Origin of the sequence: Streptomyces sp. NPDC048352 (assembly GCF_040651895.1) — a bacterium.
GTDB lineage: Bacteria > Actinomycetota > Actinomycetes > Streptomycetales > Streptomycetaceae > Streptomyces.
Genome location: NZ_JBEZKZ010000066.1, coordinates 3135 through 22984 on the forward strand (window position 1 = coordinate 3135; position 19850 = coordinate 22984).

Consider the following 19850-nt stretch of genomic DNA (forward strand, 5'->3'; position numbering starts at 1 on the left):
CCCGGCTTCTTCAGCCAGTCCTCGGCGGTGGCGAAGGCCCCGCCGCCCTCGCTGGCCGCGTAGTACTCCTCCACGCACCACACGGGCTACGCACGATGACTGACCCTATGTCAGCGCTGAGGCGGCCTTGCGGCCGGCCGGATCAGGTGGCCGCCGCGCCGGTGGCCATGTCGTCGACCTTGGCCACCTCGACCACCGCGCCGGTGCTCTTCTTCGACTTCCGCAGCCGGCCCTCCATCCACGAGGCGAAGGAGGTGAGGGCGAAGTTCACCGCGATGTAGATCAGGGCGATCACCACGAGCGTGGGGATGGTGTTGCTGTAGTTCGCCGAGATCTGCCGGTTCGCGGCGAGCAGTTCGGTCAGGCCGAGCAGCGAGCCGCCGAGGGCGGTGTCCTTGAGGATCACCACGAGCTGGCTGACCAGGGCGGGCAGCATCGCCGTGACGGCCTGCGGGATCAGCACGTGGACCATGGTCTGGCCCTTGCGCATGCCGATCGCCTTGGCGGCGTCGGTCTGGCCGCGGGGCAAGGAGTGCACACCCGCCCGGACGATCTCCGCGATGACCGCCGCGTTGTACAGGACCAGGCCGGTGATCACCGCGTACAGCGGCCGGAAGTCCGAGGACACGGCGGGGACGAACCGGACGAAGAAGGTGTAGCCGAAGATCATCAGCATCAGCACCGGGATGGCGCGGAAGAACTCCACGACCGCGCCGACCGGGACGCGGACCCAGGCGTGGTCGGAGAGCCGGCCGATGCCCAGCAGGGCGCCCAGGGGCAGGGCGATCAGCATGGCGATCGCGCCGGCCTTCAGGGTCTCCAGCAGGCCCGGGATCAGGTACGTGGTCCAGATCCGGCTGTCGGTGACGAAGGGGGTCCACTTGTCGGCGTCGAGCTGGTTCTTCTCCGCCATGACGGACAGGATCCACCAGGCGGCGAGCGCGAAGACCGCCAGGAAGACGGCCGTGAAGATCCAGTTGCGGATCCTGGCCTTGGGGCCGGGGACGTCGTACAGCACGGAGCTCATCGCTTCACCGCCACTCGCTTGGCCACCCAGCCCAGCAGCAGACCGGTAGGCAGGGTCAGCAGGCAGAAGCCGAGGGCGAAGATCCCGAAGACGGCGAAGAGCGCCTGCGCCTCGTTCTCGATCATTTCCTTCATCAGCAGGGCCGCCTCGGCCACGCCGATGGCCGCGGCCACCGTGGTGTTCTTGGTGAGCGCGATCAGTACGTTGGCGAGCGGCGCGACGACCGCCCGGAAGGCCTGGGGGAGCACGATCAGGGTGAGCACCTGGAAGAAGTTCAGCCCCAGCGCGCGCGCCGCCTCGGCCTGGCCGACGGGCACGGTGTTGATGCCCGAGCGCAGCGCCTCGCAGACGAAGGTGCCGGTGTACGCGGCCAGCGCGAGGACGGCGAGCCGGAAGCCGGTCTCCTTGGAGGTGTCGCCGCCCAGGTTGATGGTGAGCGTCTGGTAGAGGCCCAGCGAGCTGCCGATGATCAGCAGGGTCAGCGGGGTGTTGCGGACCAGATTGACGTACGCGGTGCCGAAGGCCCGCAGCAGCGGGACCGGGCTGACCCGCATCCCGGCCAGGACGGTGCCCCATATCAGGGAGCCCACCGCCGAGTAGAGGGTGAGCTGAACCGTCACCCAGAAGGCTCCGAGCAGGTCGTACTGCCCGGAATCAAGAAAGTCGAACACGTTGCCCTGCGCTCTCCCCAGGATGGCCGGCGGGGCGCGCCGCCGCCCGCGGACGGGCGGACGGCGGCGCACCCCGCCGGGAAATCAGCTGCCTTCGGTGATCTGCGGGGCAGGCTCGTTCTTGTAGTCGGCCGGGCCGAGGTTCTTCTTCACGGCCGCCTCCCAGGCGCCGTCCGCGACCATCTTCCTGAGCGCGGCGTTGATCTTGGTCTGGAGGTCCTTGTCGCCCTTCTTCAGACCGATGCCGTAGTTCTCGGTGCTCATGTTCAGGCCGACGAGCTTGAACTTGCCCTTGTTCTTCTCCTGCGCGGCGTAGCCGGCGAGGATCGAGTTGTCCGTCGTCAGCGCGTCCACGGCCTTGTTCTCCAGGCCGGTGAGGCACTCGGAGTAGCCGGGGAACTCCTGCAGGTCGGCGTCCTTGGCCAGGTCCTTCTTGATGTTCTGCGCCGAGGTGGAACCCGTGACCGAGCAGAGCTTCTTCTTGTTCAGGTCCTCGACCTTGGTGATCGAGCTGTCGTCGGCGCGGACAAGCAGGTCCTGGTGGGCCACGAAGTACGGACCGGCGAAGTCGACCTTCACCTTGCGCTTGTCGTTGATCGAGTAGGTCGCGGCGATGAACTTGACGTCCCCGTTGGAGATCAGGTTCTCGCGCTCGGAGCTGACCGCCTGCTTCCACTCGATCTGGTCCGGCTGGTAGCCGAGCTCCTTGGCCACGTACGTGGCGACGTCGACGTCGAAGCCCTCGAACTTGCCGTCCGGGGTCTTGAGGCCGAGACCCGGCTGGTCGAACTTGATGCCGATGACGATCTTGTCCGACTTGCCGCCGCCGGAGGGGCCCGCGTCGCTCGCGGTGTCCTTGCTGCCGCCGCCACAGGCGGTCGCAGTCAGGGCGAGAACGACGGCCGTGGCCACGGCTGCGCCGGTCTTGAGAACCTTCATGGTGAACTTCCCTCGGGTGAGACGTTGTTGGACGACGAGCTGGACACGTCGTGGGCGACGGCACGAGCCGTCGATCGGATCACTACCAGACGAGAGCGTCAGTGGTGCAGGATCTTCGAGAGGAAGTCCTTGGCGCGGTCGCTCTTCGGGGCGCTGAAGAACTGCTCCGGGGCGGCCTCTTCGACGATCTTCCCGTCCGCCATGAAGACGACCCGGTCGGCCGCCGAACGGGCGAAGCCCATCTCGTGCGTGACGACCACCATCGTCATGCCCTCGCGGGCGAGCTGCTGCATGACCTCCAGCACCTCGTTGATCATCTCCGGGTCCAGCGCGGAGGTGGGCTCGTCGAAGAGCATCACCTTCGGGTCCATCGCCAGCGCCCGGGCGATCGCCACGCGCTGCTGCTGACCGCCGGACAGCTGCGCCGGGTACTTGTCGGCCTGCGCACCGACCCCCACCCGGTCCAGCAGGGCCTTCGCCTTCTCCAGTGCGGCAGCCTGGTCCGTCTTGCGGACCTTGAGCTGACCCAGCATCACGTTCTGCAGCACCGTCTTGTGCGCGAACAGGTTGAACGACTGGAAGACCATCCCGACGTCGGCGCGCAGCCGGGCCAGTTCCCTGCCCTCGGCCGGCAGCGGCTTCCCGTCCAGCGTGATGCTGCCCGAGTCGATGGTCTCCAGCCGGTTGATGGTCCGGCACAGCGTCGACTTGCCCGAGCCCGAGGGCCCGATCACCACGACGACCTCACCGCTGGCAATGCTCAGATCGATGTCCTGAAGCACGTGCAGCGCGCCGAAGTGCTTGTTGACGTTGCTCAGTACGACCAGGCCGTCCGCGGCACCGGCCGCATCCTGCACGTCCTTGGTCACTGATACTCCGCTCATCGGCTTCTTGCTCCGTCCTCCGTCGGTTGGGAGGACAGTAGTGATGACGCGTGCACACCGTCATCACATCTGAGCGAGAATTGAGCATAACGAAACGGCCTCGCACCGATACGCTCCGTACGCGGACCCCCGCGAGGGGCGCGGCGTACGCGTACCGGGTGCATAACGGAAGACTCGCCGGACCGGAACCCCCTTGACGTGGGACTCTCCCATGGGCGTGGATGCATGGTGACCATGTGTACGGAAGCTGAAGCGGAGAAAGAGGGAAGGGGGACGCCATGAGGCTGCTGCTCGTCGAGGACGACGACCACGTCGCCGCCGCCCTGTCGGCGATCCTCGCCCGGCACGGCTTCCAGGTGACCCACGCCCGCAACGGCGAGGAGGCCCTCCAGGCGCTGCTGCCCGCCGGGGCCAAGCCCTTCGGCGTGGTCCTCCTGGACCTGGGCCTGCCCGACCAGGACGGCTACGAGGTGTGCGGCAAGATCCGCAAGCGCACCTCCACGCCCGTCATCATGGTCACCGCCCGGGGCGACGTGCGCTCGCGCATCCACGGCCTGAACATGGGCGCCGACGACTACGTGGTCAAGCCGTACGACACCGGCGAACTCCTCGCCCGCATCCACGCCGTCGCCCGGCGCACCGGTGCCTCCGAGGAAGCCGCCGCCGCCCCCGCGAGCGCCCCCGGCATGGTCCGGCTCGGCCCCGTCGGCATCGAGCTGCCCACCCGCCGCGTCACCGTGAACGGCGCCGACGTACCGCTGACCCGCAAGGAGTTCGACCTGCTGGCCCTGCTCGCCCAGCGGCCCGGCGTGGTCTTCCGCCGCGAGCAGATCATCAGCGAGGTGTGGCGCACCAGCTGGGAGGGCACCGGCCGCACCCTCGAGGTCCACGTCGCCTCGCTGCGCTCCAAGCTGGGCATGCCCGCGCTCATCGAGACCGTCCGCGGGGTGGGCTACCGGCTCGTCACCCCGCCCGCCCCCTAGCGGGACCCCGCCGTGCGCACCCGACTGCTCCCGCTCCTGGTCGTCCTGATGGCGGGCGTGCTGATCGCGCTCGGCCTCCCGCTCGCCGTCAGCCTCGCCGCCGCCCAGCAGCAGCGGGTGGTGGTCGACCGCATCGACGACAGCGCCCGCTTCGCCGCCCTCGCCCAGTTCGTCATCGACGCCGAAGGCTCCGGAGACACCGGCGCCGACGAGCGCCGCGAGACCCTCCAGCTGGAACTCGCCCGCTACCAGGAGCTGTACGGCATCCGCGCCGGCATCTTCTACCGCGACGACAACGCCATGGTGCGGGCCCCCGGCTGGTGGCAGCTCCCGGAGTCCGGGGAGGGCCGGCGGGCCTTCGACGAGGCCCTCGCCGGCCGGCGCAGCCACGACCCCGGCCAGGTCTGGCCCTGGCAGACCAGCGGCAAACTCCTCGTCGTCTCCCCGGTCGTCCTCGACGGGGACGTGGTCGCCGTCGTCGCCACCGAATCACCCACCGACCAGATGCGCGGCCGGATCCTGCGCGGCTGGCTCGTCATCGCCGCCGGTCTCGCCGCCGCCATGCTGCTCGCCTTCGGCGCCGCCCTGCGCCTGACCAGCTGGGTGCTCAAGCCCGTCCGTACCCTGGACGCCGCCGCCCACGGCATCGCCACCGGCCGGATGAACTCCCGCGTCGCCGCGGCGGGCGGCCCCCCGGAACTCAGACGCCTGGCCCGCTCGTTCAACGAGATGGCCGACAACGTCGAAGAGGTCCTGGAGCAGCAGCGGGCGTTCGTCGCGGACGCCTCCCACCAGCTGCGCAATCCGCTCGCCGCGCTGCTCCTGCGCATCGAACTCCTCGCCCTCGAACTCCCCGAGGGGAACGAGGAGATCGCCTCCGTGCGCACCGAGGGCAAACGCCTCGCCCAGGTCCTCGACGACCTGCTGGACCTGGCGCTGGCCGAGCACGCCTCCGCCGAGATCAGCCTCACCGACATCGGGGAGCTCGCCACCGAACGGGTCGCCGCCTGGCGGTCCTACGCCGAGGAGAAGGGCGTACGGCTCACCGAGGCGGGCCGCTCCGCCGTCACCGGCTGGGCCGACCCCATCGCCCTGTCCAGCGCGCTCGACGCGGTGATCGACAACGCCCTGAAGTTCACCCCCGCCGGCGAGGAGGTCGTGGTCTCCGTCTCCGCCGAGGGCCGCAGCGCGCTCGTCGTCGTCGCCGACCGGGGGCCCGGCCTGACCGAAGAGGAACTGCTGCGCGTCGGCGACCGCTTCTGGCGCAGCGGCCGCCACCAGAACGTGAAGGGCTCCGGCCTGGGCCTGTCCATCTCCCGCGCCCTGCTCGCCTCGGGCGGCGGATCCCTCTCCTATGAGACGAACCCGCCGCACGGGCTGCGGGTGACCGTGTCCGTACCCCGCACCGACCCCCACGGCGCCTAAACCCAGGGCAAGTAGGTTCGGGCCGGCGCCGAGACGGCGTACGTCTCGTCCACCGTCCGCAGCTCGAAGAGCGCCGCGCGCTCCCCGCCGGCGCGGGTGACGGAGGGCACGTGGAGGGCGGCGGCGCAGGTGCCGGCCAGGAAGCGGCGGGTGCCGTCGGGGAGGCGGCGGTACAGCTCGTAGTGCCGGACCGGCCCGGCTGCCCGGGTCCAGCGCAGGCGCAGTTCGGCCCCGTCGCCCTGCCGGGCGCAGGCCTCCACCCCCAGGTGCGCGGGCCGGGCCGGGGGCCGCCGGGCGGTGGTGTCGCGTACCGTCAGGGCCCCGAGCCGCCAGGACACCGCCGCCTTCCCGCGCGCGGTGATCCGTACGGCAAGGGCGTACGCGGTCCTCCCGGCCAGGGGCGCGAGGGGGACGCGGGAGGTCCGCCAGCCCCGGTCGGCGCCCGCCGTCCCGGCCGCCAGCCAGGTGTACGGCACCGGCGCGCCGGGCGCGGCCGGCTCGCGGACGGCGACCCCCAGCTCGACGTCGACCGGCCCCGCACCGCTCGCGTGGACCAGCTCCGCGACGGCCCCGCCGGTCAGCGGCAGCCGCGTCGCGTGCAGGCCGACGGTGGCGGGCGCGGTCAGGGCGCCCGCCACCAGCAGGCTGGAACCCCCGCGCCAGGCGTCCTCGAAGTCCAGGGTCACCGCGGGGCGCGCCCCGGCGGTGTCCACCACCCAGCGCCGCCCCGGAAGCCGGTCCTGGAGCGCGAGGTGGTTCCAGGGCTCCTCGGAGGTGACCGCACCCCCCTCGTACCAGCGCAGCCCGTGCCCGGTGTTGAAGGAGCAGCCGAAGGGGAGCCCGGTGACCGTGGAGCGGTCGGCCGTGAACGCGGCCGGGGCCCGCCAGCCGGGCCCCGGTGGCCCGGGACGGGCCGGGTCCAGGGAGGCGCCCGTCCAGAACCGGTCGTCGGCGCGGTGGAAGGCCCCGGGGGAGCGGTCCTCCAGGTGGTTGCGGGTCCACTCCGGCCGGTAGAGGCCGAGGCTGACGACGTGGTCGCGCCCGCGCGGCACGATCGCGTCCCAACGCACCTCCGAGTCCCAGCCCTTGGCCTCCACGTCCACCGCCGCCCACAGCTCGTGGCGGCTGCGGCCGAGGCGGTCGGCGAGGGCGCCGGAGTCGGCGAGCGTGTCCGCCGTCCAGCGGAAGTCCACGAACACGGTGTCGGCGACCCGGCCCGAACGGTCCTCGAAGAACTCCTGGTTGAGCGCGTTCAGGGCGCCCTGCCAGCCGACCCTCCCCGTGCAGTTCATGGCGTCGTACCAGGTGATGCGCAGCCCGTGCGGTGCGCCCGCCGCCCGCAGCGCCCGCAGGAACGCCCGCATCCGGCCGGCGAGGGCGCTGTCGCCGCCGTCGGTCTCGGCGTTGACGAACCAACCGTCGAAGCCGTACGCCAGCGCCACCCGGACCAGCTGTTCCGCGACCGGGAACCGGCCGCCGGCCTCCTGGCGCACCAGGTCCCGCGTCCATTGGAGGTCGCCGCCGTAGGCGACGGGCGGCAGGAACACGTTGCCCAGCACCCGGACGCCGTTGCGGTGGGCGGCGTCGACCACGGGCGCGTTCGGGGCCAGCACGATCCCCTCCGCGGCCGAGCCGCCCCAGAACACCAGCTCGTCGAGGTACGCCCAGTGCGTCAGCGCGTAGTGGTCGGCGCCCGCCGAACCCTGGGAGGGGTTGCGGGAGGTCGGCCCGAAGGAGACGAGCGCGGCGATCCGGGCCTGGTCCGCGCGGGCTTCCCGGGTCACCGGCACCGGGGTGAAACGCGGGGCGAGCGGCACGGTCGCCGTGTTGTGGGCGAGGTCCGGGTCCGACTCCGGGGTCCAGTCGCCGAGCGAGCGCCAGACGACGCCTGGGGCGGGGGTGCCGTGAGGGAGGGAGCCGGGGAACCAGTAGGAGGCGTACGGCGCCAGGCCGACTGGGGGTACGGCGGGGGCGGCGGCCCGCGCGGGGGTGGCCGCGGGCAGCGCGGCGGCCGCCCCCGCCCCGGCGGCGGCCAGGGCCAGGACGGTGCGCCGGCAGGGGCGTGAACGGGCGTCGGCGGTACGGGGATCGGGGCCATCGCCGGTCTCGGGCATCGGGGCTCCTCGGGTGGCGGGTCGGACGGGAACCGTACGGGGGCTTGGGCGTGGAACGGGGGCGGCGCTGCTGCACGGGGGCTCGGTGGGCGGGCCCGGTGGGCGGCGCGGTCGGCGGGTGCGGTGGCGTGCGTGCGGTGGACGCCTGCCGCGGGCGCCGGAGGCGGTGCCGGAGGGCGGCTGCGCCGGTGTTACCGGACGTCCTGGACGCGGAGGACCTCCGTGATCCCCCGCGCCGACAGCCGCGCCGCGTCCTCGGCGTGGTCCGCGAGGATCACCGCCGGGCGGGCGCCCTGGGCCGTCAGGGAGGCCCAGGCCTCGAAGAAGGTGCCGCCCGGGGCGCATGCCGAGCGGCCCTGGGCCTCGTCCAGCACGAGCGCGCTGGACCGTACGGGCGGGCGGTGCTCGCGGTCCCGCCACGCCGCCGCGACGCGGGCCAGGACGGTCCCGGCGGGCTTGGTGCGGCGGTCGTTGGTGAGCACGCCGAGGCCGTACTCCAGCTCCGGGAAGTCCGCGAGCTCCCGGGACACGTCGTGCGAGCACCACCACGTCACCCCCCACAGGCCGGGGCAGTCCAGCGCGGCCGCCAGCGTCGCCCCCGTGAACCGCGCGGCCCGCTCCGGCGCGATCAGCGGCGCCGGCGCCCCGACCTCCTGGAGCCAGACCGGCCGCCGCGGATCCGGCGCCCAGGCCTTGGACAGCTCGATCAGGTACGCGGCGTGCTGCTCGGTCGCCGTCCCGGTGGGCCCGTGGCGCTGCGCGGTGCCGTTGAACACCCACGAGTGCAGGACAGTGGCCGCGCCCAGCCGGGCCGCATGGGCCGGGGTGAACGGGTGCCCGTCCCGGTACCAGGCGGCGTCGTACGCGGCGTGCACGTGCAGGCGCCCCGGTGCGCCCCGCTCGCAGGCGGCGAGCATCCGCTCCAGCCAGTGGCCGGCCTGCTCGGGGGTGATGCGGTCCGGGTCGGGGTGCGGGGGGCCGGAGAACTGGTCGACCTCGTTGCCGACGGTCATCCCCAGGAAGTTCGGCCGGTCGGCGAGGGCGGCGGCGAGGGTGCGCAGGTACTCCTCCTGCCCGGCCACCACCTCCGGGTCGGTGAAGAGGTTCCGCCGGTGCCAGGTGCGGGTCCAGGCGGGCAGGAAGTCGAAGCTCGACAGGTGCCCCTGGAGGCCGTCCACGACGACGTCCAGGCCGCGCGCGGCGGCCGCGTCGGCGAGCGAGACGAGCTGCTCGACGGCGCGCGGCCGGATCAGCGTGCGGTTGGGCTGGAAGAGCGGCCACAGCGGGAACACCCGTACGTGGTCCAGGCCGAGCGCGGCGATCGAGTCGAGATCGGCCCCGGCCTCGCCGAGGTCGAAGTCGAGCCAGTGGTGGAACCAGCCCCGTGCCGGGGTGTAGTTGACGCCGAAGCGCAGGGTGCGGGGGGCGCGCTGCATGGAGGGTCCCGGGGAGGTGGGGAAGGCGCCGGACGCCGGTCAACCTGCCGGGCCGGGCGCGGCGCAGTCAACAGGGCCCGCGGCGGGGCGGCCGGATTTCCACCGCGGTGGTACGCGGGCGGCCCGGCCCGGGCAGCAGAGGGGTCGGGGCGGCGGCCCCGGCCGGGCGCGGGAGCGAACCGCCGGAGAGCGACGCGATCCCGTACGGTCCGCCCTGGGGGGCGTCCGCAAAGTCCCGCCTGCCACGTGGGCGGCCCTCCGCCTTGCGATGCACGGCACCAGACGCCGCAGGGCCCGCCATGCGGGCGGCCGGCGCTACTTTGCGGACACCCCTTTGGGCCCACGGCATCCGCGCCTTCTGCGGCGGGCCTGCCGGCGCCGCCCCGCCGGAACCCCCGCGGGAGTACCGCCCCGCCGCCGGCCGCATACTGAAAACCGACCCCTTCGCAGGAGCGCCACCGTGACGACCCCCGCCTCAGCCCTCCCCACGCCGCGCACCGCCGCGGCGGCAGCCGTCGCCGGCCTGACCGTGGCGATCGACATCGGCGGCACGAAGATCGCCGGGGCGCTGGTCCACCCCGACGGCGCGATGACCGCGGTGACCCGGCGCCCGACCCCGCGCGGGACGGACGCCGACGGGGTCATGGCGGCGGTCCGCGAGGTCGTCGCCGAACTGGCGCGGGCCCCCCAATGGGAGCAGGCCGTCCGGTGCGGCATCGGCAGCGCGGGCCCGGTGGACACCTCCCGGGGCACCGTCAGCCCGGTCAACATCGCGGCCTGGCGCGACTACCCCGTCCAGGAGCGGGTGGCCGCCGAGCTGAGCGCCCGGGGAGCCCGGATCCCGACCGTCCTGGCCGGCGACGGCGTGGCCATGACCGCCGCCGAGCACTGGCTGGGCGCCGCCCAGGGGCACGCCAACGCCCTGTGCATGGTGGTCTCCACGGGGGTCGGGGGCGGTCTGATCCTGAACAACCAGCTGCACCCCGGCCCCACCGGCAACGCCGGTCACATCGGCCACATCAGCGTCGCGTTCGACGGCGAGCGGTGCGTCTGCGGAGGCCACGGCTGCGTCGAGTCCCTCGCGTCGGGCACCGCCATCGCCCGCTGGGCCCTCGCCCAGGGCTGGACCGGACCCGACCCCACGGCCGCGGGCGTCGCCGCCTCCGCCGAAACCGGCGACCCGGTGGCCCTGGCCGCCTTCGACCGTGCCGGGCGCGCCCTGGCCGCGGCCATCGCGGCCACCGCCACCCTCGTGGAGACCGACATCGCGGTCATCGGGGGCGGGGTCGCCGCCAGCGGGGACATCCTCTTCGAGCCGATCCGGCGGCACCTGGACGCGTACGCGGCCCTGTCCTTCGTCAGGGACCTCCGGGTCGTCCCGGCCGCCCTCGGCACCCACGCCGGGCTGATCGGCGCGGCCGCCGCCGCGATGATGCTGCTGCCCGCCGGGAACGGCGGCCCCGCTACGGCTTGACCGAGCGGTAGTACCGCCGGGCGCCCTCGTGCAGGTCCAGCGGGTCCGTGTAGATCGCCGTCCGCAGGTCCACCAGCTGCGCCGCGTGCACCTGGTGCCCGATCCGGTCGCGGCTCGCGATCACCGTCCGGGTGAACTGCTCCGTCAGCTCCGCGCCGGTGTCCTCGCGGGTCACGAGCAGGTTCGGGACGGCGAGGGTGGCCACCGCCGAGGTGTTGCGGGCCCGCGCGTACGCGTCCTGCGGCATCACCGCCGGGCGGTAGTACCGCGCGGGGCTGCCGTTGGCCTGGAGGGGCTCGACCAGGTCGCCCAGCTGGACCAGCCGGATGTCGAAGCGCTCCGACAGCTCGCGCACGGCGTTGGTCGGGAGCCCGCCGGACCAGAAGAAGGCGTCGATCCGGCCCGCCTCCAGCTCCGCGGGCATGGTGTCGATGCCGATCGCGACGGCGGTGATGTCCGTGCGCGGGTTCAGCTTGGCCGCCGTCAGCAGCCGGTCGGAGACCAGCCGGACCCCGGAGCCGTCCTGGCCGACCGCGACCCGCTTGCCCCGCAGGTCCCGGGCCGACTGCACCGGCGACCCGGCGGGCACCACCAGCTGGACGTAGTCGTCGTAGAGCCGCGCGCAGCCGCGCAGCCGGTCGGCGCCCGGCTTCCCGTCGGCCCGGTACTTGCCGACCGCGTCCGCCGTCGCCACCGTGAAGTCCGCCACCCCGGCGGCGACCCGCTGGAGGTTCTGCTGGGAGCCCTCGCTGGTCTCCAGGCGGACCTTCACCTCGGGCATGTCCTGGGCGAGGGCCTGCTCCAGCAGCTGGCCGTAGCGGTGGTAGACGCCGGTACGCACCCCTGTGCTGAAGGTCAGCTCGCCCTTGAGCCCGGGCTCCCCGAAGGGCTTGGGCCACCACAGCAGCCCGCCGAGCACGACCAGCACGGCGGCCAGGCCCAGCAGGAGGCGGCGCCGGCTGAGACGAGGGGGTACGAGGGGCATGCCGGGATCCTCCCACCCGCCCCCCGCCCCTGTCACGGCCCGCCGCCACGGCCCCCGACCGGCACCGGGTCGTCACCGCCCACGCCGCGCCGGCCGCGCGGAGGCCAGGGCCGCGTGAAGCGGGTCACGCTCCGGCACGGGGCCCGGCGTCACCCCCTACGCCCCGCCGCCCCCCCGGGGGCCAGGGCCGCGTGGAAGCGGGTCAAGCACCGGCACGGGTCCGTCGTCACCCCCTACGCCGCGCCGCCCCCCGCGGGGGCCAGGGCCGCGTGGAAGCGGGTCAGGAGGCGGCGGGCCGCCGGGGTGGGCGGGGCGTCGGTGCGCCAGGCCAGCGCGACCCGCCCGCTCAGCTCCGGGCCGGTGATCCGCAGCGCCCGCAGCCCGGGCCCGCCCGCCGACTCCGCGCCGGCCGGCACCACCGCCACCCCCAGCCCCCGCGCCGCCAGCCGGGCCAGCACCCCCGGCGCGGCCGCCTCGAAGTCCACCCGGGGGGCGAAACCGGCCTCCGCGCAGGCCCGCTCCAGCACCCCCCGCAGCCCCGTCCCGCGCGGCAGGGCGATCAGCGCCCGCCCGCGCAGCGCGGCCAGCGGGATCCGGCCGTCCACCGCGGACCGCACGAGGGGGTCGTCGGCACGGACCGCCGCGACGAGGGGTTCGTCCAGCACCACCCGTACGCCGACCCCCGCGGGCGGCTCGCCGCCCAGCCCGACCACCGCCAGGTCCAGCTCCCCGCGCCGCAGCGCCGCCAGCATCCGCTCCGAGGTGTCCTCGGTGAGCGAGATCTCCACCTGGGGGTGGGCGTCGTGGAAGTCCCCGAGCAACCCCACCACGTCCACCGCGCCCACCGCCGCCGACGCCGCCCCCGGGATCAGCCCGAGGGCGACCCGCCCCCGCAGCAGCCCGGAGAACTCGTCGGCGGTCCGCCGCACGCCCTCCACCGCCGCCAGCGCGGCCCGCGCGTACGCGAGGACCGCCTCGCCCGCCTCCGTCGGCGCGACCCGCCGCCCCGAGCGGTCCAGCAGCCGCTGCCCCAGCTCCCGCTCCAGCTGCTTGACCTGCGCGCTCACGCCCGGCTGGGACACGTGCAGCCGCTCCGCGGCCCGGGTGAACCCGCCCTCCTCCACCACCGCCACGAGGTACCGCAACTGGGCCAGCTCCATAACCGCGGATTCTAGATCGCAGAAGATCCCGCTCTTGGACTTATGCCCGCGGTCCCCGGACGCTGGATGCATGAGCCGAACCGCCCTCACGCCCCTGGCCGCCGCCACCGCCGCCGAGCGCCGCGAGCTGGCCGACGTACTCGACTCCCTCACCCCCGCCCAGTGGGACGCCCCCTCGCTCTGCGCCGGCTGGAGCGTCCGCGAGGTGGCCGCCCACATGTCCCTCGGGTTCCGCACCTCCCTGGCCGGCTTCGCCGCCCAGCTGCTCAGGAACCGCGGGAACCTGCACCGGATGACCGACCGCGCAGCCCGCCGCGACGCCGCCGCCTTCACCCCGCACGAACTCGCCGCCCTGCTGCGGGAGAACGCCCACCACCCCTGGAAGCCCCCGGCGGGCGGCCCCACCGCGGGGCTCGGCCACGACGTCGTGCACGGCCTCGACATCACCGTCGCCCTCGGCCACCCGCGACGCGTCCCCGAGGACCGGCTGCGCCCCCTGCTGGACGCCGTCACCCCGCGCGGCCTGCGCTTCTTCGGCGCGGACCTGACCGGCGTCCGGCTCCACGCCGACGACCTCGACTGGTCCTACGGCAGCGGCGCCCCGGTCCACGGCCAGGCGCAGGACCTGCTGCTCGTGCTCTTCGGCCGCCGCCTCCCGGCGGGCAGGCTGCACGGGGGACCGGAGGGCTCTCCGGTACCGCCCACCCTCGTGGCATGACCAGCAGCAGCGACCGGAGCCCGGCAGCGGACCGCAAAGGACGGCCGTCGGCGGCTCCTCACGGAAGGAGTCTTCACGCTGGTCGCCCACCGAAAGAACGCAGGTCGCGGCGGGGCCGCCCGGAAGGGCACGCAGACGCACCTCCTCATGCGCCCCGGTCCTGATCCTGCCGCGCGACGGAACGCCCCGGAGAGCACCCTTACCCTTGTTGCATGAGCAGCGCAGGCCAGGGTGGAGCAGTGGACGAGATGCACGAGCACGAGGTAGCCGTTCCAAGGAGCTACGAGGTGCGCACCTACGGGTGCCAGATGAACGTGCACGACTCCGAGCGACTCTCCGGTCTGCTGGAGGATGCGGGCTACGTCCGCGCGCCCGAGGGCTCCGACGGCGACGCCGACGTCGTCGTCTTCAACACCTGCGCCGTCCGCGAGAACGCCGACAACAAGCTGTACGGCAACCTCGGCCGGCTCGCCCCGATGAAGACGAAGCGCCCCGGCATGCAGATCGCCGTCGGCGGCTGCCTGGCCCAGAAGGACCGCGACACCATCGTCAAGAAGGCGCCCTGGGTCGACGTCGTCTTCGGCACGCACAACATCGGCAAGCTGCCCGTCCTCCTGGAGCGCGCCCGCGTCCAGGAGGAGGCCCAGATCGAGATCGCCGAATCGCTGGAGGCCTTCCCCTCCACGCTGCCGACCCGCCGCGAGTCCGCGTACGCCGCCTGGGTCTCGATCTCCGTCGGCTGCAACAACACCTGCACCTTCTGCATCGTCCCGGCGCTGCGCGGCAAGGAGGAGGACCGCCGCCCCGGCGACATCCTCGCCGAGGTGGAGGCCCTGGTCGCCGAGGGCGTCTCGGAGATCACCCTGCTCGGGCAGAACGTCAACGCCTACGGCTCCGACCTGGGCGACCGCGAGGCCTTCAGCAAGCTGCTGCGCGCCTGCGGCCGGATCGAGGGCCTGGAGCGGGTCCGCTTCACCTCCCCGCACCCCCGCGACTTCACCGACGACGTGATCGCCGCCATGGCCGAGACCCCGAACGTGATGCCCCAGCTGCACATGCCGCTGCAGTCCGGTTCGGACCCGATCCTGAAGGCGATGCGCCGCTCCTACCGGCAGGACCGGTTCCTCGGCATCATCGAGAAGGTCCGCGCCGCGATCCCGCACGCCGCGATCTCCACCGACATCATCGTGGGCTTCCCCGGCGAGACGGAGGAGGACTTCCAGCAGACGATGCACGTGGTGCGCGAGGCCCGCTTCGCCAACGCCTTCACCTTCCAGTACTCCAAGCGCCCCGGCACCCCGGCCGCGGAGATGGACGGGCAGATCCCCAAGGAGGTCGTCCAGGACCGCTACATGCGCCTGGTAGCCCTCCAGGAGGAGATCTCCTGGGAGGAGAACAAGAAGCAGGTCGGCCGCACCCTGGAGGTCATGGTCGCCGAGGGCGAGGGCCGCAAGGACGGCGCCACCGCCCGCCTGTCCGGCCGCGCCCCCGACAACCGCCTCGTGCACTTCACCAAGCCCGACGAGGACGTCCGTCCCGGCGACGTGGTGACCGTCGAGATCACCTACGCAGCCCCGCACCACCTGCTGGCCGAGGGCCCCACGCAGGCCGTACGCCGCACCCGGGCCGGCGACGCCTGGGAGAAGCGCAACGCCGCCCCGGCCCAGCCGGCGGGCGTCATGCTCGGCATCCCCACCCTCGGCGTCCCGGCGCCGCTGCCGGTGGCCGCCTCGGGCTGCGCGATCGACTGACCGCGGGCCACCGGGGGCGGCTAGGCTGCGGATCATGCTCGTAGCCGCCGCCGTCTGCCCCGCCCCGCCGCTCCTCGTGCCGGAAGTCGCCGCGGGCGCCGCCGCCGAACTCGACGCCGCCCGCACCGCCTGCTCCGACGCGCTGGCCGTGCTCGCCGCCGCCCGGCCCGACCTGCTCGTCGTGGTCGGGCCCGCCGACGCCGGCCGGCAGGGCACCTACCCGCCGGGCTCCCGCGGGAGCTTCCACGGCTTCGGAGCCGCCACCGAGGTCCGGCTCGGGGACGGCGAGGAGGTGCCGCGGCCGCTGCCCGCCTCGCTGGCGGTGGGCGCCTGGCTGCTGGACCGGGCCCGGTGGGGCGCCGCCCCCGTCGAGGGGCTCGCGGTGGCCGAGCCGCTGGAGACCGAGCGGTGCCTGCTGGCCGGCCGGGAGACCGCCGCGCGGGCGGAACGCGTCGCGCTGCTCGTCATGGGCGACGGCAGCGCCTGCCGGACCCTCAAGGCCCCCGGCTACCTGGACGAGCGGGCCGCCGCCTTCGACGCCGCCGCCGGACAGGCCCTGGGCGCGGCCGACACCGGGGCGCTGGCCGCGCTGGACCCCGTACTGGCCGCCGAGCTGCTGGCCGCCGGGCGGGCTCCCTGGCAGGTGCTCGCCGGGGCCGCGGAAGGCGCGGGCCTGGACGGCCGGCTGCTGTACGAGGACGCCCCGTACGGGGTCGGGTACTTCGTCGCCGCCTGGTCCTAGCGAGCCGTGGCGGGGGTGCCCGTACGCGCACACGGCGAAGGGGCGCGGGACCGTCCGGTCCCGCGCCCCGCGCGGTGACGCCTCAGGGTCAGGTCGCGGCCGGCGGCGTCGTCCCGCCGGGGGTGTCCTTGTGGGCGATCTTGCCCAGGGCGCCCTTCGCCTTGTCCGTGCCGGTGGTGATCCGCTCGCTGTACTTGCCATGGGTCTTGGAGTCCACGACCTTGGCGACCTTGTCGAGGCCCTCGCCGATCCTGCCCTCGTGCTGCTGCGCGAGGCCGCCGACCTTCTCCTTCGCGGGAGCGAGCTTGGCCTTCAGATTGTCCATGAACCCCATGGGGCACCTTCCAGTGGCGTGACTAGGTACGGGCGCCCTCACCGGTCTCGCTGTCCGCGGCCGCCTCCGCCGACTGCTGCTTGGGGATCTCCACGGCCTCCGCCGCGGGGGCCCCGGCCGCCGCCGTCCCGGCTTCGCCGGCCTCCTCGGCCTGCACGGCCGAGTCGGTCTCCGTCTCCAGCGTCTCCGCCGTCGCGGTCTCGGCGGCGGCCTGTTCGGTCGCTACCTCGGCCTTGCGGCGAAAAATCCGGTCAAAAACGCCCATGTCTACTCCCATAACGTTACTCGTGCGGGTGAAGTTCCGCCCTGGCCGGACGCGCCTCCACCCGATGCGCGCCAGACGCACGCCGGGCCGGAACCTCTTCAGGGCAACGACGCCGACCCCACCCCGTCACCTCACCCGATCGGGTACGTGACGGTGTCTTGACCGGGGGCTGCGAGACTGTGTCGGTGAGGAATGCAGCTCCCGCCCCGCGGGTCATCGCCGTCGTCGGTCCCACCGCGGCCGGAAAGTCCGACCTGGGCGTCGCCCTGGCCCGCCACTTCGACGGCGAGGTCGTCAACGCCGACTCCATGCAGCTGTACCGGGGGATGGACATCGGCACCGCCAAGCTGACGACCGAGGAGCGCGGCGGAGTCCCGCACCACCTCCTCGACATCTGGGACGTCACCGAGACCGCGAGCGTCGCCGAGTACCAGCGCCTGGCCCGTGCCGAGATCGACGCGCTGCTCGCGCAGGGCCGCACCCCGGTCCTCGTCGGCGGATCCGGCCTCTACGTGCGCGGCGCGCTCGACGCCATGGAGTTCCCCGGTACCGACCCCGAGGTGCGGGCCCGGCTGGAGGAGGAGGCCACCCTGCGCGGTCCCGGCGCCCTGCACGCCCGCCTGGCCGCCGCCGACCCGGCCGCGGCCGCCGCGATCCTGCCCAGCAACGGCCGTCGCATCGTCCGGGCCCTGGAGGTCATCGAGATCACCGGCAAGCCCTTCACCGCCAACCTGCCCGGCCACGAGTCCGTCTACGACACCGTCCAGATCGGCGTCGACGTGGCCCGGCCCGAGCTCGACGAGCGGATCGCGCGCCGCGTGGACCGCATGTGGGAGGACGGGCTGGTCGAGGAGGTCCGCGCCCTGGAGGCGCAGGGCCTGCGCGAGGGCGTCACCGCCTCCCGCGCGCTCGGCTACCAGCAGGTGCTGGCCGCCCTCGCGGGGGAGTGCACCGAGGACGAGGCCAGGGCCGAGACCGTGCGGGCCACCAAGCGCTTCGCCCGCCGCCAGGACTCCTGGTTTCGCCGCGACCCCCGCGTGCACTGGCTCAGCGGAGCCGCCGCCGACCGGGGGGAACTCCCCGGACTCGCGCAGTCGTTGGTCGAACGAGCGGTCACAGCCTGATCACGTGATGGCATCGGGAAGCCCCGTGTGCCCGTCGCGGGGCCGGGTCCGTGCCATCATCAAACTTCTGAACAGTGGCGTACGAAGTCCGAGTGGGGAGGGCGCGTGGCTATGGAGGCCGGCCCTCGTGACACCGGGCGGGACGACACCAGGCAGGAAGCGGACCCGATGCTTCACAACGGGCCCGGAGAACCCGGCGATCCTGGCACGTCCGCCGGCCCCGGCATGCCGGACGCCCCGGCGCCCTCCGGCCGCGGCCCCGCCATCGCGGCGGGACCCGACACCGGCCCCGACGGGCTCGGCCTGCCCGCCGAACCGGCGCGCCTGACCACCGACGGCCCCGACGCGCCGGAGCCGGGCACGGAGGCCGCCGGGCCCGAGTTCGAGGTCGAGCTGCGCCCGCAGCGCCGCCTGCGCATCTGGCAGATCGCCCCCATCGTGCTGCTGGCCGCCGCCGGCTCCCTGATGTTCGCCTTCCCCCTCGCCTTCGAGTTCGGCGACGGAGGCGCGGTCGTCGCCATGCTCGGCTTCCTCATCAGCTCCTGCGCGGGCGGCTGGGGCATGATGGCCGCGCGCCGCGTCGGCTACACCTGGCCCGGGCTGCCGCCGCGCGGCAGCGGCCGCCGCCCCGACTGGCGGATGGCCGCGCTGTACGCGCTGGTCGCGCTGGCCGTCGTGGCACTCGCCGTCTACCGGGTGGCCCGGCTGCGCTGACCGCGCCGACCGGCCACGACACCGCCCCCGCGGCGGCCTGACCGCATGCTGATCCCGCAGGCCGCGGCCCCGAGCCGCTCGGTACCATGGGCGCGTGACGCACACCACCCTCTCCTTCCTCAAGGGCCACGGGACCGAGAACGACTTCGTGATCGTCCCCGACCCCGACAACGCCATCGAGCTGCCCGCGACCGCCGTCGCCGCCCTGTGCGACCGGCGGGCCGGCATCGGGGCCGACGGTGTGCTGCACGTGGTGCGCTCCGCGGCCCACCCGGAGGCCGCGCACATGGCCGACGAGGCCGAGTGGTTCATGGACTACCGCAACAGCGACGGCTCCATCGCCGAGATGTGCGGCAACGGCGTGCGCGTCTTCGCCCGCTACCTCCAGCACGCCGGCCACGCCGAGCCCGGCGACCTCGCCGTCGCCACCCGGGGCGGCGTCAAGCAGGTCCACCTCGACAAGAGCGGGGACGTCACCGTCTCCATGGGCCGGGCCCTGCTCCCCGAGGGCGAGGTCACCGTCTCCGTCGGCGAGCGCTCCTGGCCCGCGCGGAACGTGAACATGGGGAACCCGCACGCCGTCGCGTTCGTCGAAAGCCTCGACCACGCCGGCGACCTGTACAGCCCCCCGCCGTTCAGCCCCGCGTCCGCGTACCCCGCCGGGGTCAACGTCGAGTTCGTCGTCGACCGCGGCCCCCGGCACGTCGCCATGCGCGTCCACGAGCGCGGCTCCGGCGAGACCCGCTCCTGCGGCACCGGCGCCTGCGCGGTCGCCGTCGCCGCCATCCGGCGCGACGGGGCCGACCCCGCGGCCACCGGCCGGCCCGTCTCGTACACCGTCGACCTGCCCGGCGGCACCCTCGTCATCACCGAACACCCCGACGGGAGCGTCGACATGACCGGACCGGCCGTCATCGTGGCCTCCGGTGAGTTCGAGGCCGACTGGCTCACCGAAACGGCTTTCGCCTGAAGATTCCCTCTCATGGGTGATCCGTTTCACGCTGAGCGAGAGGTGGACTGCGCCACGTGGTGGGGTCGGTAACATCAGGCACCGGCCCTGAGGGCTCACCCCATGCCCGCCACCGCCGGTCGAAGCCGCCGGAG

At 73.9% G+C, this 19850-nt stretch carries 19 protein-coding genes; 9 read left to right on the forward strand and 10 right to left on the reverse strand.

Annotation, left to right across the window (positions count from 1 at the left end; all coding sequences use genetic code 11):
• Window positions 1–142: 142 nt before the first annotated feature.
• The 4 genes from AB0D45_RS26895 to AB0D45_RS26910 form a co-directional block, all read right to left on the reverse strand.
• On the reverse strand, window positions 143–1027 hold the full coding sequence (locus AB0D45_RS26895; RefSeq protein ID WP_362463597.1) for an amino acid ABC transporter permease: 885 nt from the start codon (window positions 1025–1027) through the stop codon (window positions 143–145).
• The gene (locus AB0D45_RS26900; RefSeq protein ID WP_362463600.1) at window positions 1024–1698 is read right to left on the reverse strand and encodes an ABC transporter permease subunit; all 675 of its coding nucleotides are present in this window, start codon (window positions 1696–1698) and stop codon (window positions 1024–1026) included. Before AB0D45_RS26900 ends, AB0D45_RS26895 begins: the two co-directional genes overlap by 4 nt.
• Before the next feature lie 84 nt (window positions 1699–1782).
• Window positions 1783–2637, reverse strand: a complete 855-nt coding sequence (locus AB0D45_RS26905; protein WP_362463604.1) for a glutamate ABC transporter substrate-binding protein — start codon at window positions 2635–2637, stop codon at window positions 1783–1785.
• Between the two features lie 98 nt (window positions 2638–2735).
• Window positions 2736–3521, reverse strand: a complete 786-nt coding sequence (locus tag AB0D45_RS26910) for an amino acid ABC transporter ATP-binding protein (protein WP_361607272.1) — start codon at window positions 3519–3521, stop codon at window positions 2736–2738.
• Window positions 3522–3799: 278 nt separating this feature from the next.
• Between AB0D45_RS26910 and AB0D45_RS26915 the strand changes: the two genes are divergently transcribed.
• Complete coding sequence (locus tag AB0D45_RS26915; protein WP_362463607.1) at window positions 3800–4504, forward strand: response regulator transcription factor; 705 nt, start codon at window positions 3800–3802, stop codon at window positions 4502–4504.
• A gap of 12 nt (window positions 4505–4516) precedes the next feature.
• Entirely contained in the window at window positions 4517–5929 is a 1413-nt protein-coding gene (locus AB0D45_RS26920) for a HAMP domain-containing sensor histidine kinase (RefSeq protein WP_362463610.1), read from the forward strand.
• Here AB0D45_RS26920 and AB0D45_RS26925 read toward each other — a convergent pair.
• Window positions 5926–8043, reverse strand: coding sequence for an endo-beta-N-acetylglucosaminidase (locus tag AB0D45_RS26925; RefSeq protein WP_362463613.1), 2118 nt, complete (start codon window positions 8041–8043; stop codon window positions 5926–5928). The genes AB0D45_RS26920 and AB0D45_RS26925 overlap by 4 nt on opposite strands.
• A 191-nt stretch (window positions 8044–8234) precedes the next feature.
• Entirely contained in the window at window positions 8235–9479 is a 1245-nt protein-coding gene (locus AB0D45_RS26930) for a glycosyl hydrolase (protein WP_362463616.1), read from the reverse strand.
• Between the two features lie 523 nt (window positions 9480–10002).
• On the opposite strand from AB0D45_RS26930, the gene AB0D45_RS26935 reads away from it, so the two are divergent.
• Window positions 10003–10953 (forward strand): ROK family protein, encoded by a 951-nt coding sequence (locus AB0D45_RS26935; RefSeq protein ID WP_362463656.1) that lies wholly within the window; start codon window positions 10003–10005, stop codon window positions 10951–10953.
• On the opposite strand, the gene AB0D45_RS26940 is transcribed toward AB0D45_RS26935, so the two are convergent.
• Both AB0D45_RS26940 and AB0D45_RS26945 read right to left on the reverse strand, forming a co-directional pair.
• Window positions 10943–11938 (reverse strand): TAXI family TRAP transporter solute-binding subunit, encoded by a 996-nt coding sequence (locus tag AB0D45_RS26940; RefSeq protein ID WP_361607257.1) that lies wholly within the window; start codon window positions 11936–11938, stop codon window positions 10943–10945. The two genes, AB0D45_RS26935 and AB0D45_RS26940, sit on opposite strands and share 11 nt — an antisense overlap.
• Before the next feature lie 233 nt (window positions 11939–12171).
• A complete protein-coding gene (locus tag AB0D45_RS26945) occupies window positions 12172–13098 on the reverse strand; it encodes a LysR family transcriptional regulator (protein WP_362463619.1) in 927 nt (308 codons plus the stop codon).
• 70 nt (window positions 13099–13168) lie between these two features.
• Here AB0D45_RS26945 and AB0D45_RS26950 point away from each other — a divergent pair, with 70 nt between their 5' ends.
• From AB0D45_RS26950 to AB0D45_RS26960, 3 genes are all read left to right on the forward strand, one after another.
• Window positions 13169–13816 (forward strand): maleylpyruvate isomerase family mycothiol-dependent enzyme, encoded by a 648-nt coding sequence (locus AB0D45_RS26950; protein ID WP_362463622.1) that lies wholly within the window; start codon window positions 13169–13171, stop codon window positions 13814–13816.
• Between the two features lie 212 nt (window positions 13817–14028).
• Window positions 14029–15567 (forward strand): tRNA (N6-isopentenyl adenosine(37)-C2)-methylthiotransferase MiaB, encoded by a 1539-nt coding sequence (gene miaB, locus AB0D45_RS26955; RefSeq protein WP_362463625.1) that lies wholly within the window; start codon window positions 14029–14031, stop codon window positions 15565–15567.
• A 34-nt stretch (window positions 15568–15601) separates the two neighbouring features.
• The gene (locus tag AB0D45_RS26960) at window positions 15602–16309 is read left to right on the forward strand and encodes a class III extradiol dioxygenase subunit B-like domain-containing protein (RefSeq protein ID WP_362463627.1); all 708 of its coding nucleotides are present in this window, start codon (window positions 15602–15604) and stop codon (window positions 16307–16309) included.
• 88 nt (window positions 16310–16397) lie between these two features.
• Here the strand turns inward: AB0D45_RS26960 and AB0D45_RS26965 are convergent, their stop codons facing one another.
• Window positions 16398–16643 (reverse strand): antitoxin, encoded by a 246-nt coding sequence (locus tag AB0D45_RS26965; RefSeq protein ID WP_361603802.1) that lies wholly within the window; start codon window positions 16641–16643, stop codon window positions 16398–16400.
• A 22-nt stretch (window positions 16644–16665) separates the two neighbouring features.
• Complete coding sequence (locus AB0D45_RS26970; protein ID WP_362463630.1) at window positions 16666–16908, reverse strand: hypothetical protein; 243 nt, start codon at window positions 16906–16908, stop codon at window positions 16666–16668.
• A 185-nt stretch (window positions 16909–17093) separates the two neighbouring features.
• On the opposite strand from AB0D45_RS26970, the gene miaA reads away from it, so the two are divergent.
• From miaA to dapF, 3 genes are all read left to right on the forward strand, one after another.
• The gene (gene miaA, locus AB0D45_RS26975; protein ID WP_361603796.1) at window positions 17094–18032 is read left to right on the forward strand and encodes a tRNA (adenosine(37)-N6)-dimethylallyltransferase MiaA; all 939 of its coding nucleotides are present in this window, start codon (window positions 17094–17096) and stop codon (window positions 18030–18032) included.
• A 105-nt stretch (window positions 18033–18137) separates the two neighbouring features.
• Complete coding sequence (locus AB0D45_RS26980; RefSeq protein WP_362463633.1) at window positions 18138–18746, forward strand: hypothetical protein; 609 nt, start codon at window positions 18138–18140, stop codon at window positions 18744–18746.
• Between the two features lie 94 nt (window positions 18747–18840).
• Window positions 18841–19716, forward strand: a complete 876-nt coding sequence (gene dapF / locus AB0D45_RS26985) for a diaminopimelate epimerase (RefSeq protein WP_361603790.1) — start codon at window positions 18841–18843, stop codon at window positions 19714–19716.
• Window positions 19717–19850: the final 134 nt, after the last annotated feature.

Coding starts and splice junctions, on each gene's coding strand:
- AB0D45_RS26915 (WP_362463607.1), top strand. CDS start 3,800: ATGAGGCTGCTGCTCGTCGAGGACGACGACCACGTCGCCGCCGCCCTG.
- AB0D45_RS26925 (WP_362463613.1), bottom strand. CDS start 8,043: ATGCCCGAGACCGGCGATGGCCCCGATCCCCGTACCGCCGACGCCCGT.
- AB0D45_RS26895 (WP_362463597.1), bottom strand. CDS start 1,027: ATGAGCTCCGTGCTGTACGACGTCCCCGGCCCCAAGGCCAGGATCCGC.
- AB0D45_RS26965 (WP_361603802.1), bottom strand. CDS start 16,643: ATGGGGTTCATGGACAATCTGAAGGCCAAGCTCGCTCCCGCGAAGGAG.
- AB0D45_RS26940 (WP_361607257.1), bottom strand. CDS start 11,938: ATGCCCCTCGTACCCCCTCGTCTCAGCCGGCGCCGCCTCCTGCTGGGC.
- AB0D45_RS26910 (WP_361607272.1), bottom strand. CDS start 3,521: ATGAGCGGAGTATCAGTGACCAAGGACGTGCAGGATGCGGCCGGTGCC.
- miaB (WP_362463625.1), top strand. CDS start 14,029: ATGAGCAGCGCAGGCCAGGGTGGAGCAGTGGACGAGATGCACGAGCAC.
- AB0D45_RS26945 (WP_362463619.1), bottom strand. CDS start 13,098: ATGGAGCTGGCCCAGTTGCGGTACCTCGTGGCGGTGGTGGAGGAGGGC.
- AB0D45_RS26970 (WP_362463630.1), bottom strand. CDS start 16,908: ATGGGCGTTTTTGACCGGATTTTTCGCCGCAAGGCCGAGGTAGCGACC.
- AB0D45_RS26905 (WP_362463604.1), bottom strand. CDS start 2,637: ATGAAGGTTCTCAAGACCGGCGCAGCCGTGGCCACGGCCGTCGTTCTC.
- AB0D45_RS26950 (WP_362463622.1), top strand. CDS start 13,169: ATGAGCCGAACCGCCCTCACGCCCCTGGCCGCCGCCACCGCCGCCGAG.
- AB0D45_RS26960 (WP_362463627.1), top strand. CDS start 15,602: ATGCTCGTAGCCGCCGCCGTCTGCCCCGCCCCGCCGCTCCTCGTGCCG.
- AB0D45_RS26930 (WP_362463616.1), bottom strand. CDS start 9,479: ATGCAGCGCGCCCCCCGCACCCTGCGCTTCGGCGTCAACTACACCCCG.